The 15,688-nt window shown below is 66.1% G+C and carries 13 protein-coding genes; 10 read left to right on the forward strand and 3 right to left on the reverse strand.

Going from position 1 to position 15,688, the window contains the following annotated elements:
* Entirely contained in the window at positions 1-1,173 is a 1,173-nt protein-coding gene (locus WNB94_RS04880; RefSeq protein WP_341388775.1) for a Wzz/FepE/Etk N-terminal domain-containing protein, read from the reverse strand.
* Between the two features lie 22 nt (positions 1,174-1,195).
* Complete coding sequence (locus WNB94_RS04885; RefSeq protein WP_341388776.1) at positions 1,196-3,598, reverse strand: polysaccharide biosynthesis/export family protein; 2,403 nt, start codon at positions 3,596-3,598, stop codon at positions 1,196-1,198.
* A gap of 235 nt (positions 3,599-3,833) precedes the next feature.
* Here WNB94_RS04885 and WNB94_RS04890 point away from each other — a divergent pair, with 235 nt between their 5' ends.
* The gene (locus tag WNB94_RS04890) at positions 3,834-3,998 is read left to right on the forward strand and encodes a rubredoxin (RefSeq protein WP_341388777.1); all 165 of its coding nucleotides are present in this window, start codon (positions 3,834-3,836) and stop codon (positions 3,996-3,998) included.
* 8 nt (positions 3,999-4,006) lie between these two features.
* Positions 4,007-5,179 carry an NAD(P)/FAD-dependent oxidoreductase gene (locus tag WNB94_RS04895; RefSeq protein WP_341388778.1) on the forward strand — a complete coding sequence of 391 codons (1,173 nt, stop codon included), beginning with the start codon at positions 4,007-4,009 and terminating at the stop codon, positions 5,177-5,179.
* A gap of 19 nt (positions 5,180-5,198) precedes the next feature.
* On the opposite strand, the gene WNB94_RS04900 is transcribed toward WNB94_RS04895, so the two are convergent.
* Positions 5,199-5,432 carry a DciA family protein gene (locus WNB94_RS04900; protein WP_341388780.1) on the reverse strand — a complete coding sequence of 78 codons (234 nt, stop codon included), beginning with the start codon at positions 5,430-5,432 and terminating at the stop codon, positions 5,199-5,201.
* A 159-nt stretch (positions 5,433-5,591) separates the two neighbouring features.
* Between WNB94_RS04900 and WNB94_RS04905 the strand changes: the two genes are divergently transcribed.
* The 8 genes from WNB94_RS04905 (at position 5,592) to WNB94_RS04940 (ending at position 15,669) form a co-directional block, all read left to right on the forward strand.
* Positions 5,592-6,599 carry a peptidoglycan DD-metalloendopeptidase family protein gene (locus WNB94_RS04905; protein ID WP_341388781.1) on the forward strand — a complete coding sequence of 336 codons (1,008 nt, stop codon included), beginning with the start codon at positions 5,592-5,594 and terminating at the stop codon, positions 6,597-6,599.
* Positions 6,600-6,605: 6 nt separating this feature from the next.
* Entirely contained in the window at positions 6,606-6,998 is a 393-nt protein-coding gene (locus WNB94_RS04910; RefSeq protein ID WP_341388783.1) for a DUF2946 family protein, read from the forward strand.
* 93 nt (positions 6,999-7,091) lie between these two features.
* Positions 7,092-8,543 carry a hypothetical protein gene (locus tag WNB94_RS04915; protein ID WP_341388784.1) on the forward strand — a complete coding sequence of 484 codons (1,452 nt, stop codon included), beginning with the start codon at positions 7,092-7,094 and terminating at the stop codon, positions 8,541-8,543.
* Positions 8,527-9,486 (forward strand): metal ABC transporter substrate-binding protein, encoded by a 960-nt coding sequence (locus tag WNB94_RS04920; RefSeq protein ID WP_341388785.1) that lies wholly within the window; start codon positions 8,527-8,529, stop codon positions 9,484-9,486. The genes WNB94_RS04915 and WNB94_RS04920 overlap by 17 nt, the downstream gene beginning before the upstream one ends.
* Positions 9,483-10,247, forward strand: coding sequence for a metal ABC transporter permease (locus WNB94_RS04925; RefSeq protein ID WP_341388787.1), 765 nt, complete (start codon positions 9,483-9,485; stop codon positions 10,245-10,247). The genes WNB94_RS04920 and WNB94_RS04925 overlap by 4 nt, the downstream gene beginning before the upstream one ends.
* A 77-nt stretch (positions 10,248-10,324) precedes the next feature.
* Positions 10,325-13,069, forward strand: coding sequence for a preprotein translocase subunit SecA (secA, locus tag WNB94_RS04930; RefSeq protein WP_341388788.1), 2,745 nt, complete (start codon positions 10,325-10,327; stop codon positions 13,067-13,069).
* Positions 13,070-13,096: 27 nt separating this feature from the next.
* Positions 13,097-14,326, forward strand: a complete 1,230-nt coding sequence (gene argJ / locus WNB94_RS04935) for a bifunctional glutamate N-acetyltransferase/amino-acid acetyltransferase ArgJ (protein WP_341388790.1) — start codon at positions 13,097-13,099, stop codon at positions 14,324-14,326.
* A 77-nt stretch (positions 14,327-14,403) separates the two neighbouring features.
* Positions 14,404-15,669 (forward strand): HD-GYP domain-containing protein, encoded by a 1,266-nt coding sequence (locus tag WNB94_RS04940; protein ID WP_341388792.1) that lies wholly within the window; start codon positions 14,404-14,406, stop codon positions 15,667-15,669.
* Positions 15,670-15,688: the final 19 nt, after the last annotated feature.

A 15,688-nucleotide genomic window follows, 5' to 3' on the forward strand; every position in this document is an offset into this window, starting at 1 on the left:
TCACCACCACAGCTGCCTGAGTCGGGCCATCTTTTGCTTGAACCCGGCATCCGCATGCTGCAAGCCGGCCAGCATCATGGCCACCGCTGCGCCCACCAGCACAGACACCAGAGCGCCGATGATGACGATCAGGGCGCGGCTGGGTTTGGTCGGCCGCTCAGGCGGCACAGCCACGTCCACTTGCTGCAGCAAAGGCCCCTCTTTGGCAGCTTCGATGCGGGCCAGCTCTTGCTGCTGAACCAAGGCATCCAGCGCAGACAAACGCACCTTGTAGTCACGGTAAGAGGTTGCCGCAGGCCGCTTTTCCTGGGCGTCTGATGCATCGCCACTGCCCTGCTCAAGTCGCGCCAATTGGCGCCGCAACGCAGCCAACTCGGCCTTGGCCTTGATCACGGCCATGTTGCCCTCGGTCGAGAACTGTCGCAACGATGAGAGGCGCACCTCAGCCGAGGCGATCTGCGTCTTCAGCTCAATGCTTGCCTTGACCGTCGAGTCGGCCTCTACATCGGCCACCGACAGACCGCTGGTCTGCAGATCAGTACGAAACTTGCGCTCGGCCTCGTCAACCAAGGCGCGCTGGGCGGTCACCTGCTGATCCAGAAATGCCACTCTCTGTTGGGCTTGGGTGATGGCCAATTTTCCCAACAAGGCTTGCAGTTGAGCAACGTAGGCATTCGCGATTTCGGCGGCCACCTTGGCCTCCAGGTCATCGACGGTGATGGTCAGCAGGCCTGTTTTCTTGTCCAGCGACAGCGTGGTGCGCTGCGCCAGCACATCCTGGGCGGCCACAACAGAGCCCGATTCATAGCGTGCGGCCAGATTGAACTGGTCGACCAAGGACTCTTTGATCTTTCTGGACTTCAGCAACGAGGCGAACAACTCGTCGGACGCCTGAACGCCTCCGCTGCCACCCACGCCTGCCAACGCACCCAACTGTGCCAGCAACAGGGCGGAGCCTCCTTGTTGCTGCTGTTGAGGAATCAGCATCAAGGTCGTTGCGACGTAGTAGCGTGGCACGGTCAAGGCGACAGCCAGAAAAAGGGCCGTCCCCAGAATCGATACCGACAGAAACGTCCACTTCCTCATGCCAATGAGGATGAAGATATCGATGATGGAAATCTGTTTGGGTTCGTCGCCATCGGCGCGAACGTCATGTTGCTGGACAGTCTGCATGTGCGCCCTTGGCCTGTAACGGTCAATCCCTCAACGTCTTGATCGCCGCAGCCCCCAGACTGAACTGGTAGATGATCTGCGTGATGTCCTTGGCATTGCGTGTGAACACGCTCCAGGCGCTTTCGCGGTTGGTTTTTTCAGGCAGCACGATCACGTCGCCTGGCAACACCTTGGTGCCCTGCACGCTGCTGAACCAGCCGGTGCGCTGCTCCGAGATCACGCTGCCGTCGGCACGGATCACGAACATCTCGTCCAGATCGGCGCCACCCGTCAGGCCCGACTGGTCCAGGTAGTCCTTCACCTCCAGCCCCTCGCGCCAGATCAAGGCCGATTCGGTGTTCACCGAGCCCAGCACGTACACAAAGTCGGGGCGGTTGGGAATGACCAGGCGGTCTTGGGTTTCCAGCTTCAACGCAGGCAACTGGGCCTGGCGGGCATCCAGGCCTTGCAGGCCCAGCATGATGCGGCCCGTGGGCTGCAGTTCGCGCAGGCGCTGCAGGGCTTGCTTCTGCGCCTCGGCCTCGGCCTGCAGGCGCAACTGCGCCACGGCAGCCGCCTCAACGCCCGACACGTTGGCCGCGGCATTGCTGATGCGGCCTTGCACTTGCGATTCAAGCCGGTTCACCAGTTGCTGCAGCGCGGCCTGCTGATTGCGACGCACCTCTTCGCGGTAAAAGGCCGCACCAAACAGGTAGGCGTCGGGCGTGAGGCCACCGGCCTTGTCCAGCAAGTGGGCCAGGCCTTCACCTGGTGACATCTGGTAGATGCCGGGGCGGTGCACTTCACCTTCCACCCGCACAAACACCTGGCGCTTGGCCTGCGGCACACGCACGTCGTTCACCGAGAACACGGTGACGATGTCGCCCGGTTGCAGGGCCAGGTTCTCAGGGCTGGCCGGGTCATCCAGGGCCTGCCCCAGGTTGAAGGGGATGAGCTTGACCTTGACGCGGTCCGCGTCCACCCGCTCTACCACGGCGTACTCAAAATTCACCTCGTCCACCAGCTTGCCGATGCGGGCGGCCAGGGTGTCGGCGTTGTCGGTGGGCTGGCGGTCGTTGCCCTTGGGCGCCGAGTCGCTGCGTGCGTCGTCAAACCGGCCGCTGCGGGCGCGCTGGCGGGCGTCGTCGCTCAGCAGCACCTCGTTTTGCCGCTTGATCGAGGCCTGCGACATCAAAAAGGCCCGGCCGGGGATGAGGTCGCGCACGGTCATGCCCTCGCGCCAGGGGCTGCGCAGGGGCTGGGCCACGTTGCCGCGCAGGCTGACGGTGTTGCCAAACTCGGGCATCACCGACTGCACGGTGAGCAGATCACCAGGGCGCACGCGCTTGTTCAGGCCCGCGGCATCGAGGGCAAACACCTCCACGCTGCGCGCGGGTTTGCGGGCGGGGTCGAGCCGCTCCAGCTGCACGCGTTTGGGGTCGGCCACCACGGGCAGGCCGCCTGTGAGGGCCAGCAGCGAGCCGATGGTGTCGCCGCCCTGGGCCATTTCGTACACGGCGGGCACCGCCACCTTGCCGCCAATGGCCACAAAGGCGCGGGCCGGCGGGATGACGATGGTGTCGCCATCTTGCAGGCGCACGTCGTCGGCTTTGTCGCCCACGGCCAGGAACTGGTAGAGGTCGAGCTCGGTGAGGGTTTTGCCACCGCGCTTGACCTGGATGCGGCGCATGCTGCCGTTCTGGTTGGGGCCGCCGCTGGCAAACAGCGCCGACACCAGGGTGGACTGGCTGTTGAGCTTGTACGAGCCGGGCTGGCGGGCCTGCCCCACCACGTACACCGTGATGCCGCGCAACTGGCCCATGGTGACGCTGACCTGGAATTCTTTGTAGTACTTGCCGATGGCGGCCCGCACCACGTCTTCGACCTGGGCGCTGCGGATGCCGGCCACGTTGATCGCGCCAATGCGCGGGATGTGGATGCGGCCATCGCGATCGACGTTGGCGCGCACATCGACATCCACCGAGCCCCAGGCCCGCACCTGCAGCTCATCGCCCGCGCCCACCCGGTAATCAGGAGAGACGGGCTGACCGTCTGCGGGCAGGTAGGCGCCAGGGCGCTCAAACAGGTCGGACCCAAACAGGGGCAGGGCCTGGCCGCTGGTTTCCAGCACGAAGCGCTGGAAGTCGTTGGGGGGCAAGGCAGGCCGCTCGGCCTTGGGTTGGGCGGTGTCGGGGGCAGCGACCGAGGCGGCGCTGCCACCACGGATGGTGGGGATGCCCGTCAGGCTGCTGTCGGTGGTGCCGGTTGAACCCATTTGGGCCCTCACGGCCGCCACGGACGGCGTGAAGCCCGCCCCTGCACCCGAGCGCATGGCATCTGTGGGCACCAGGGTCTGGGCCATCGAGGTGGTGGCACACATCACCAGTGCCAGCCCCGCCAAGGTCTGTTGCAGGTGCTTGAACAATGCCCGTCTCCGCTGCGTCATGAGCCCCATCTTTCACCAGACAAGATCAGACCATTGTAGGAGTGCTTGCGCCCCTGCCTGCTGCACAAGCGCCGCAATGTCGTTGTTGCGCACCTGCGCCAGACGCCGCCATGCGTTCTTTTGTCGCCTAAATCACCTTCTTGGCGGCCCCATGCCCCCCAATGGCACCCGACTTGCTTCAGAATGCGGCTGTTTTTTTGCACTGTTTCCGGGCCTGCGGGCCGCTGGCATCCCCATGAAAAAATTCCAATGTGTTGTGTGCGGCTACATCTACGATGAGGCCTTGGGCGCTCCTGAAGACGGCATCCCTGCCGGCACCAAGTGGGAAGATGTTCCCGATACGTGGCTGTGCCCCGACTGCGGTGTGGGCAAGTCTGATTTCGAGATGGTCGAGATCTGAGGCTGGCCATGTCTGACCCGATCGTGATCGTGGGCGCCGGCCTGGCGGGCTACAACTTGGCCCGAGAGTTTCGCAAGCTGGACGCCGAGACCCCTCTGGTGGTGGTGAGCCGCGATGGCGCAGGTTTTTACAGCAAACCCATGCTGTCGAATGCGCTGGCGGGCAAGAAAACCGCCGCCTCGCTGGTGATGAAACCGGCCGAAAAGATGGCCGACGAGCTCAAGGCCCAGGTGCTGCCCCGTGTGACGGTGCAGGCGGTGGACGCCGCCGCCCGCACGGTGACGCTGTCCAGCGGCGACACGCTGCGCTACCGCGATCTGGTGCTGGCCCTGGGCGCAGACCAGCTGCGATTGCCGCTGCAAGGCAACGCCGCCGACACCGTGGTGTCGGTCAACGATCTGGACGACTTTGCCGCCTTTGCCGATGCGCTGGACAAGGGCCCCATGGGCGAGCCGGTTCAACGGGTGGCCATTCTGGGTGGCGGCCTGATTGGTTGCGAGTTTGCCAACGACTTGCTGCACCGCGAGATCAAGGCCACGGTGATCGACATCGCCGAACGCGCCCTGCCCCGCCTGCTGCCGCCAGCGGCCAGCGCGCGCCTGCAAAAGGCCCTGGAGGCCGGCGGCGCAGCGTTCAGGTTTGGCACCAGCGTGACCAACATCGCCCGTGGGGATGGCGCGTTGCGCCTGACCCTGAGCGATGGCAGCACCCTTGACGCCGATCTGGTGGTGTCGGCCATCGGGCTGAAGCCCCGCACCGAGCTGGCCGCCCAGGCGGGTGCCGAGCTGGCCCGGGGCGTGAAGGTGAACCGCGAGCTGGCCACCAGCGTGCCGCATGTGCACGCCCTGGGCGACTGCGCCGAGGTGGAAGGGCTCTTGCTGCCTTACGTGATGCCGCTGATGCAGCAGGCACGCGCCCTGGCCGCCACGCTGGCGGGCAAGCCCACGCCCGTGAGCTACCCCGCCATGCCGGTGGTGGTGAAGACGCCGGCCTGCCCCACGGTGGTGTGTCCGCCGGCCATGGGTGCCGAAGGCGAATGGCAAGTGACCGAGACCGACGAGGCCCTGGAGGCCCGGTTTGTGTCGGCCAGCCAACCCGAGCAAATGCTGGGCTTTGTGCTGCAAGGCAAGGCCACCGCGCAGCGGCAAGCCTGGGCGGCGCAGACCCCGGCCGTGCTTTGACGCCGGCCGCGCGCTGTGATCAGCCTTTTTGTACCTTGACGCGTATTGAGGTAACCTTGTGCCCCTTCAAGGCCAGCGCCTCGATCAGGCGCGGCTGAAGCTGGCGCAATTTGGCCGACACCGCTGAATTGGCTGCCAGCAGGGTCCACCCGTCTTCATCGAGTGGTCCCGCCTTGACGTGAGCCGCCATCGCTGGCGGCAACACGGAGCGCACCGCCTCCATGCAGTCTTGCGAAGCACGCAGGCGCTGCATGAGGCTCAACAGCGGCTCTGACCGATGCAGAGCCCTGTCCACGCTTGGCACATCCGGCACCACAGGCCGGTACGTGGCCGGCCGGGAGCTGGACCGACCTGATCCAGGACGTCGTGGTGGCGCGCTCATCTATTGGCTTGACTCAGTGAAAGGTGCGGCATGCAGATTCTCATCACCACCAGCGTTTTCAAACAGCCTCGGGTGCTGCAGTTCACTCCGTGGTCGGTGATGCTGGTGGCTGTGCTGCTGATTGTGCCTGTGATGATGGTCACGGCGATGGCCTATCACTCTTTGTTGATGCAGGCCACACGGATCAACCTGCCGGTGGTGTCGGACGCAGCCCGTTTCTTGCAAAAAAACGAGCGTGATCGCCGCGAGCGCTACATGCGCGAAAACCTCGACGCCATGGCCGTGAAGGTGGGCGAGCTGCAGGCGCGCCTGGTGTGGCTGGAGACCGTGAGCGAGCGGGTGGCCGGCATGGCGGGCATCAAACCTGAAGAGTTTCAGGTGCCGGAAACCGGCGCAGCCGGCGCCTCGGCCCCGGCTGGCCAGAGCGGGCAAGGTGGGCCATATGCCCCCCTGCGCTCGGCCTTGCAACAGCCCTCCAAGGCCACGCTGGAGGCGCTGCGCGAAGAAATCGACCTGATGAACCAGCAAGGCGAGCAACAGGCCGACGTGCTGACCCTGATCGAGTCTCGCCTGTTCGAAAAACGCCTGGACGCCCTGATGGTGCCCAGCTCGGCCCCGGTGGCCGGCGGGGTGATTGGCTCGGGCTTCGGCTTTCGCAGTGACCCGTTTCGGGGCACCAGGGCATTGCACACCGGGCTGGACTTTCCTGCGCCCACGGGCACGTCGATCGGGGCGGCTGCGGGGGGCGTGGTGCTGACCGCCGAAACCCACCACCAGTACGGCCAGATGATCGAGCTGGACCACGGCAACAAACTGATCACCCGCTATGCCCACGCCTCGAAGTTGCTGGTCAAGCCGGGCGACCTGGTCAAGCGCGGCCAAAAGATTGCTGAAGTGGGCAGCACCGGCCGCTCCACTGGCCCGCATTTGCATTTTGAGGTGCTGGTGGATGGCGTGCACCAGAACCCGGCCCGCTTCTTGAAGCTCAAAGAGGCGCCCCCGCTGAACTTCGCGGAAACCCGAACTCCGCTACATTAAGCACCCATGACAACCCACATGGTTCGGCGTTGGGGCGCGGTGCTCCTGCTGGCGGCAGCCTGGCTGCTGCTGCAGCAGGGCGCTTGGCGCCACGCGCTGAGCCACGAGGTGACGCACCAAGCGTCGCACCAGGCATCGCAGCCACCACTGCAGCACCACGCTGATCACGCCCACGACCGCACCCACGATCACTCGTCAGATCACCCCAAGGCCCACGGCCTGTGCACCCTGTGCCTGAGCCTGCAGGCGGCGCACGCCGCCCTGCCCGCCACGCCGGCATTGATGCTGCCGGCGCTGGCCCATGGTCTGGCCCGCCCCGCCTGGGCCTGGCTGGCCCACTCGCCAGCAACCCGCTGGCGCCCGCCTTCGCGCGCACCACCCATGACGACGCTGCACTGAGCTGCAGCCTTTCACTTGTCACGCGTTCCCCGCCCGGGGCCTGTCGGCCCACAGGCCGGGGTGTGTTTCACGTTTCCGTCATGTGTGTTGATCATGTTGTCCATCTTTCATTCTTTGTCGTCTCCTCGGCCCACCGTGTTGGCCGCCACCGCGCTGCTGGCCTTGATGAGCCCCCACGCCCACGCCGATGAACAGGCCACGCTGCAGGCCCTCAAGCAGCAAATCGAAGACATGCGGCAGCAGTACGAAAGCCGCCTGCAGGCGCTGGAGCAAAAACTGGAGCAAGCCCAGGCGCAGGCCCTGAGCCGCCAACAGGCCGCGCACAACGCGCTGCCGCCGGCCCAGCCTGCCCCTCAGGCCCAGCCCGCCGCCGTGCTGGCCGCACCCGCCAAAAACATGGACAACCGGTTCAACCCGTCCATGTCGGTCATCCTGAGCGGCACCTACGCATCCATCAAGCAAGACCCGGGCACCTGGGCACTCAGCGGCTTCCAGTTGGGCAGCGATGGCCATGGCGTGGGCCCCGGCGAGCGAGGCTTCAACCTGGGCGAATCGGAAGTCAGCTTTCGCGCCAGCATCGACCCCTGGGTGATGGGCTCGCTGACCCTGGGCATTGAAGACGACCACGGTGTGGGCATTGAAGAGGCCTTCATCCAGTCCACCTCGCTGCCGCATGGGCTGACGCTCAAGGGCGGTCGGTTCTTCTCGTCGGTGGGCTACCAAAACGAGCAGCACGCCCACGCCCGCGACTTTGTGGACGCGCCCTTTGTGCAACAGGCCTTTTTGAACGGGCAATATGCACAAGATGGTGCCCAGGTGAAGTGGGTGCTGCCCACCCTGCAGTACGTGGAGCTGGGCGCCGAGCTGGGCAATGGCAAGGCCTACCCGGGCGCCGACCGTAACAGCAACAAGCCCGGCGCCACCGTGCTGTTTGCGCGCACGGGCGACGACATCGGCGACAGCCACAGCTGGCGTCTGGGCCTGTCGTGGCTGCGCACCCGATCGGCCGACCGCCTGTGGGGCGGCGCCGGCCACGACCATGACCACGGGGGCGAAGAACACGCTGGCGAAGAAATGCTGTTTTCTGGCACCAGCCGCCTGTGGGTGGTGGACGGCGTGTGGAAATGGGCGCCCAACGGCAACGCCAGCAGCACCTCGTTCAAGCTGCAGGGCGAGTACTTCTGGCGCAAGGAAGCCGGCACGGCCACCGTGCTGGCCGACGAGGTGCTGGAAGACGAAGGCGATTACCGCAGCAGCCAATCGGGCTGGTACCTGCAAGGCGTTTACCAGTTCATGCCCAAGTGGCGCGTGGGCCTGCGTTACGACCGCCTGAACCAGGGCACCGTGCGCACGCTGGTGGAAGACCTGCAGCCTGAACAGCACAACCCGAAGCGCACCAGCCTGATGATGGACTGGTCGCCCAGCGAGTTCCAGCGCTGGCGCATCCAGATCAATGAAGACCGCGCGCGCCTGGGCATCAAGGACACCCAGGTGTACCTGCAGTATCAAATGAGCCTGGGAGCCCACGGTGCACACAGCTTCTGACCACCCCACCCCATCGCTGCGCTGGTGTGTGGCCGGCGCCGCCTGGATGATCGCGGCCGCCTGGCCGGCGGTGGCGGCGTCGGCCCCGCTGCAGGTGATGGCCTGCGAGCCCGAATGGGCTGCGCTGGTGACCGAGCTGGCCGGCGACAACGCCCAGGTGTACCGCGCCACCAACGCCTTGCAAGACCCCCACCGCATCGAGGCTCGCCCCAGCCTGATCGCCGCCGCACGGCGCGCCGATTTGCTGGTGTGCACCGGGGCCGAGCTGGAGGCTGGCTGGCTGCCCATCTTGCTGCAACAGGCCGGCAACCCGCGCATTCAGCCTGGCCGCCCGGGGCACTTCATGGCCACCGACCAGGTGCCACTGCGCAACGTGCCCAAGGCACTGGACCGTGCGCACGGCGACGTGCACGCGGCCGGCAACCCGCACATCCAGACCGACCCGCGTAACATCGAACTGGTGGCGCGTGCGCTGGTGCAAAGGCTGTCGGCGATCGATCCGCCGCGCGCAGAAACCTACCGCGCCCGCACCACCGACTTTTTGTTGCGCTGGGGGCAGGCCACCACCCGCTGGACGCAGCAGGCCGCCCCGTTGAAAGGCTTGCCGGTGGTGGTGCAGCACGACGGGTTTCCGTACCTGGAGGCCTGGCTGGGCTTGCGCCAGGTGGCCACGCTGGAGCCCAAACCTGGGGTGGAGGCCAGCAGCGCCCACCTGGCTGGCGTGATCAGCCAGTTGGCCCAACAGCCCGCCCGCATGGTGCTGCGCGCCGCCTACAACGACGGACGCAGCGCCGACTGGCTGGCGCAGCGCACCGGCCTGCCGGTGGTGGTGCTGCCCTACACGGTGGGCGGCAACGAGCAGGCTGGCAACCTGTTTGCGCTGTTTGACGACACGGTGGCCCGCCTGCTGAACGCAGCAGCCACCCCGCCGGTGAGCCCATGACACCAGAGCTGCACTGGCACCCCGTGGACTGGAGCATCGTGGGGCCCGCCCTGGTGGCGGGCCTGCTGGTGCTGGCCACCCACGTGCCCCTGGGCCGACAGGTGCTGCGCAAGGGCATCGTCTTCATTGACCTGGCGGTGGCCCAGATCGCCGGCCTGGGGGTGGTGCTGGCCAGCACCTTGGGGTTCGAGCCCCATGGCTGGCAGGTGCAGGCCTGTGCGGCGGGGGCCGCGCTGACGGGCGCCGCCCTGCTGTTGCTGATGGAAAAACACTGGCCCGACATCCAGGAAGCCCTGATCGGCGCCCTGTTCGTGCTGGCCTCGTGTGCGGCCATCTTGCTGCTGGCCGACAACCCGCACGGCGGCGAACACCTCAAAGACCTGCTGGTGGGCCAGATTTTGTGGGTGACACCCGGTCAGTTGCAGGCGATGGCCGCCCTGACCGCCGTGTTGCTGCTGGTGTGGTGGCGCATGCCCGAGGCCTGGCGGCGTGCCGGCTTTTACGTGGTGTTTGCGCTGGCGGTGACGGCCTCGGTGCAGTTGGTGGGGGTGTACCTGGTGTTCTCCAGCCTGATCCTGCCGGCCCTGGCGGTGCGGCGGGTGGCCTCCCCCGGGCGGGCCCTGGGCTGGGCCTATGCACTGGGCGCACTGTCTTATGGCCTGGGGCTGGCCCTGTCGGCCATGCTGGACCTGCCCACGGGCGCCCTGGTGGTGGTCTGCATGGCAGGGATCTGCCTGATCGGCGCGCGCCTGGTGCGTTAACAGGCCGGTGCTACACTTTTTGGCTTCGGTCAGCCTGTCAAAGTGGCTGCCCCCTTACCCCTGCGGATTGTGTTTTCATGTTGCCCAAGCTTCTCACCTCGATTTTTGGTAGCCGTAACGAACGCCTGCTGAAGGAATACCGGCGCACGGTGGCCAAGATCAACGCCATGGAGCCCACTTACGAGGCCCTGAGCGATGAGCAACTGCGCGGCAAGACCGAAGAGTTCAAGCAGCGCATTGCCCAAGGCGAGTCGCTGGACAAACTTTTGCCGGAAGCCTTTGCCGTGGTGCGCGAGGGCTCAAAACGCGTCTTCAAGATGCGCCACTTTGATGTGCAGTTGCTGGGGGGCATGGCCCTGCACAACGGCAAGGTGGCCGAAATGCGCACCGGCGAAGGCAAAACCCTGACCGCCACCCTGCCCGTGTACCTGAACGCCCTGACGGGCAAGGGCGTGCACCTGGTGACGGTGAACGACTACCTGGCCCGCCGCGATGCCGAGTGGATGGGCAAGCTCTACACCTTCCTGGGCCTGACGGTGGGCATCAACCTGCCGCACGCCCCGCGCGAGCAAAAGCAGGCCGCCTACGCCGCCGACATCACCTACGGCACCAACAACGAATACGGCTTCGACTACCTGCGCGACAACATGGTCATGGAGGTGCGCGACCGCGTGCAGCGTGGCCTGAACTTCGCCATCGTCGATGAAGTCGACTCCATCCTGATCGACGAGGCCCGCACGCCGCTGATCATCTCGGGCCAGGCCGAAGACCACACGGCGCTGTACGTCAGCATCAACGCCGTGGTGCCCAAGCTCAAGCGCCAGATTGGCGAGGCCGACCCGCGCACCGGCGAAGGCGTGATCGAACCCGGCGACTTCACCGCCGACGAAAAGACCCGTCAGGTGTACCTGACCGAAGCCGGCCACGAACGTGCCGAGGCCCTGCTGGCCGAAGCTGGCCTGCTGCAAGAAGGCGAGAGCCTGTACGACGCGGGCAACATCACGCTGATGCACCACCTGTACGCCGGCTTGCGTGCCCACCACCTGTACAACAAAGACCAGCACTACGTGGTGCAAAACGGTGAAGTGGTGATCGTGGACGAGTTCACGGGCCGCCTGATGGCCGGCCGCCGCTGGTCGGATGGCCTGCACCAGGCCGTGGAGGCCAAGGAAGGCGTGAAGATCCAGGCCGAGAACCAGACCCTGGCCTCGATCACCTTCCAGAACTACTTCCGCATGTACAACAAGCTGGCCGGCATGACCGGCACGGCCGACACGGAAGCCTTCGAGTTCCAGTCCATCTACGGTCTGGAAACCATCGTCATCCCGCCCAACCGCCCCCTGCTGCGCAAGGACCAGCTCGACCTGGTCTACAAAACCGCCCAGGAAAAGCACAAGGCCATCATCGAAGACATCAAGGAATGTCATGGCCGCGGCCAGCCGGTGCTGGTGGGCACCACCTCGATCGAGAACTCCGAGCTGCTGGCGCAGCTGCTGACGCAGGAAAAGCTGCCCCACCAGGTGCTCAACGCCAAGCAACACGCCCGTGAAGCCGACATCGTGGCCCAGGCCGGTCGCCCGGGCATGATCACCATCGCCACCAACATGGCCGGCCGTGGCACCGACATCGTGCTGGGCGGCAACGTCGAGAAGGACGTGGCACTGGTAGAGGCCGACGAGAGCCTGGACGAGGCCGGCAAGCGCATCAAGATTGATGCCCTGCGCGCCGAGCAGCAGGCGCTGAACGCCAAGGTGAAGGAGTTGGGCGGCCTGCGCATCATCGCCAGCGAACGCCACGAAAGCCGCCGCATCGACAACCAGTTGCGTGGCCGTGCCGGCCGTCAGGGCGACCCGGGCTCATCGCGCTTCTACCTGTCGCTGGACGACCCGCTGATGCGCATCTTCGCGGGCGACCGCGTGCGCGCCATCATGGACCGCCTGAAGATGCCCGAGGGCGAAGCCATCGAGGCCGGCATCGTGACCCGCTCCATCGAAAGCGCGCAGCGCAAGGTGGAAGGCCACAACTTCGACATGCGCAAACAACTGCTGGAGTACGACGACGTGTCGAACGACCAGCGCAAGGTGATCTACCAGCAGCGCAACGAGATTCTGGAATCCACCGACGCTGGCGAGTTCATCAACGGTTTGCGCAAAGGCGCCATCACCGACGTGGTGCGCACCTACGTGCCGGCCCAGAGCATGGAAGAGCAGTGGGACCTGCCCGGCCTGGAGGCCAACCTGCGTGACGAGTGGCACGTGGACGTGGACCTGGTGAAGTGGGTTGACGGCGCCACGGCGGCCGACGACGAAGACGTGCTCAAGCGCGTGCTGGAAGCGGCCGACGCGGCCTACACGGCCAAGGAAACCCAGGTGGGCGCCGAGCAATTTGCTGGCTTTGCTCGCATGGTGCTGCTGCAGTCGCTGGACAGCCACTGGCGTGAGCACCTGGCCGCACTCGATTACCTGCGCCAGGGCATCCACCTGCGTGGCTATGCCCAAAAGAACCCCAAGCAGGAATACAAGCGCGAAGCCTTCGAGTTGTTTGCCCGCCTGCTGGACGTGGTGAAGATGGACGTGACGCGCGTGCTGTTGACCGTGCGCATCCAGAGCCGCGAAGAAGCCGAGCAGGCCGCCCAGGCCCTGGAGCAGCAGGGCGAGAGCTTTGTGAACGTGAGCTACACCCACCCCAACGAAGACGGCACGGTGGGCACGGACGCCGATCCGGCCACCGCCCGCCAGGCGGTGCCCCGTGTGGGCCGCAACGACCCCTGCCCTTGCGGCAGCGGCCAGAAGTACAAGAACTGCCACGGCAAGATCGCCTGATCGGCCCTGCCTGCAAGGTAAAGCACCATGCCCGTCAATCTGAGCGCCCCCAACCCTGCTGATCTGCATCCCGTGCCTGGCGTGAAGCTGGGCATCACCATGGCCGGCGTGCGCAAGGCCAACCGCCGCGACCTGTCGGTCATCCTGCTCGACGAGGGCAGCGCGGTGGCGGGTGTGTTCACCAAAAACCGCTACTGCGCCGCGCCGGTGCAGATCTGCCGCGAACACCTGCAAGACAGCAGCGACATCCGCGCCCTGGTGATCAACACCGGCAACGCCAACGCGGGCACCGGAGAAGACGGCATGGTGCGCGCCCGCGCCACCTGCGTGGCCCTGGCCCGCCTGCTGCAACTGTCGCCACGCCAGGTGCTGCCGTTCTCGACCGGCGTCATCATGGAGACGCTGCCGGTGGACCGCATCGAAGCCGGCCTGCCCGCCGCCATCGCCGACGCGAAGGCCGACAACTGGGCCGTGGCCGCCGAAGGCATCATGACCACGGACACCCTGCCCAAGGCGTACTCCAAGCAGATCACGCTGGGCGGCCAGACGGTCACCATCACCGGCATCAGCAAGGGCGCCGGCATGATCAAGCCCAACATGGCCACCATGCTGGGTTATGTGGCCACCGACGCCAAGGTGGCCCCCGCCCTGCTGCAAAGCCTGGTGACGGATGCGGCCAATGCGTCGTTCAACCGCATCACCATCGACGGTGACACCTCGACCAACGACAGCTTTGTGCTGATCGCCACGCGCCAGGCCCAGCACGCCGAGATCACCGACCTGACCAGCGCCGATGGCCAGGCCTTGCGCGCTGCGCTGATCGAGGTTTCGCAAAAGCTGGCCCAGGCCATCGTGCGCGACGGCGAAGGCGCCACCAAGTTCATCAGCGTGACCATCGAAGGCGGCCGCACCGAGGCCGAATGCGCCCTGGCGGCCTATGCCATCGCCCACTCGCCGCTGGTCAAGACCGCGTTTTTCGCGTCTGACCCCAATCTGGGCCGCATCCTGGCGGCCGTGGGCTACGCGGGCATCGACGACCTGGACCAGAACCTCATCGAGATGCACCTGGACGACGTGCACGTGGTCACCAAGGGCGGGCGCAACCCGGCCTACCGCGAGGAAGATGGCCAGCGCGTGATGAAGCAAAGCGAGATCACCATCCGCGTGAACCTGGGGCGCGGCCAGGCCACCACCACGGTGTGGACCTGCGACCTCTCGCACGACTACGTCAGCATCAACGCCGATTACCGCAGTTAAGCGCCAGGCTGCTCAAGTCAGCCCCGCCAACGGTCGATAACCAAGGAACGCCTGAACAGGCGGATTGGAGATCGACCATGTCTGACCACAGCCCCAGCGCGGCGTTTCACACCGCCAACCCGCACGCCCTGGCCACCATCCTGGAGGCCAGCGAGACCCGCTCGATCATCGCGGCCAGCGACATCTTCGACATCAACGGCATGAAGCTGTGGGCGCGCAACCAGCCGGTTTCGCAAGAACTGCAGCGCAAGTTGATGGACAGATCGCTGCAAAAGCCGCTGGAAACCTGCCTGTTGGCCGAGGATGGCGTGACGCCACAAAGCCTGAAGGACGCGGTGCAGACCCTGATCGACCACGAGGGCGTGCTGACGCCCCTGCTGCGCCCCCACGCCCACATCCTGCTGCAAGGCGTGGGCGATGTGCGCCTGCACCCGGTGGTGCAGCTGCTGTTGAGCGCGGTCGAGGCCGCACGCCCTGCGGCCTTTCACCATGCGGTGCACGCCATGGCCATGGCCGGCGCCATCATGGGTGCGCGCCAGGCCGACCGCCACCTGGTGGCCCAGGCCATGACGGCCGCCCTGCTGCACGATGTGGGTGAGATGTACATCTCTCCTGAATACGGCGAGGCCGACGCGGCCTACACGCTGGACGTGGACACGTACCGGCAACTGGTGGTGCACCCGCACATTGGCCAGTTGTTGCTGGGCCAGTTGACCGACTACAGCAAGGACGTGGTGCGGGCCGTGGGCGAGCACCATGAGCGGCTGGATGGCTCGGGCTACCCGCACCGCTTGACCGGGCCGCAGATGTCTGAGTTGGGCAAGTTGTTGTCGGCCACCGAAGAGGCCCTGTCTGCCTTGCGGCTGCCGGGCGCCACCTTGCACCACGCCAGCGTGGCCTTGCGCGTGGTGCCGGGCGAGTTTGACGAGCACCTGGCTGGCCCGCTGGCCGCCGCCGCGCGCGTGGTGGCCCCGCTGAGGGCGCGGCAGTCTGGCGAAGACCTGATGCACGCCTTGTCGCAGCTGGACTTCAGCCTGCAAGGCGCCATGAACCGCCTGACACTGATGCTGCCCGACCAACCCAGCGATGGGCTGCAGCGTGCGGCGGCCTTGTGCCACCACCTGTTGCACAAGCTGCGCCAGGGCTGGAACGAAAGCGGCCTGTGGGGCCCCGGCGCGATGATGATCGACCAGATCGGCGAGGCCGAGGCGGTGCAGGATGCCCTGCGTGCCCGGCTGATCACGATCGAGCGCATGGCCCGGCTGGCGGCCGGTGAACTGTCGGACGTGGAGCAAGACAGCCTGGACGCCTTTTGCGCCGCCCTGGTGCTGAGCGACGATTGAGCCGGCGCCCTTGAAAATC

The sequence above is a fragment of the Aquabacterium sp. A3 genome, assembly GCF_038069945.1.
Classification (GTDB): domain Bacteria; phylum Pseudomonadota; class Gammaproteobacteria; order Burkholderiales; family Burkholderiaceae_C; genus Aquabacterium.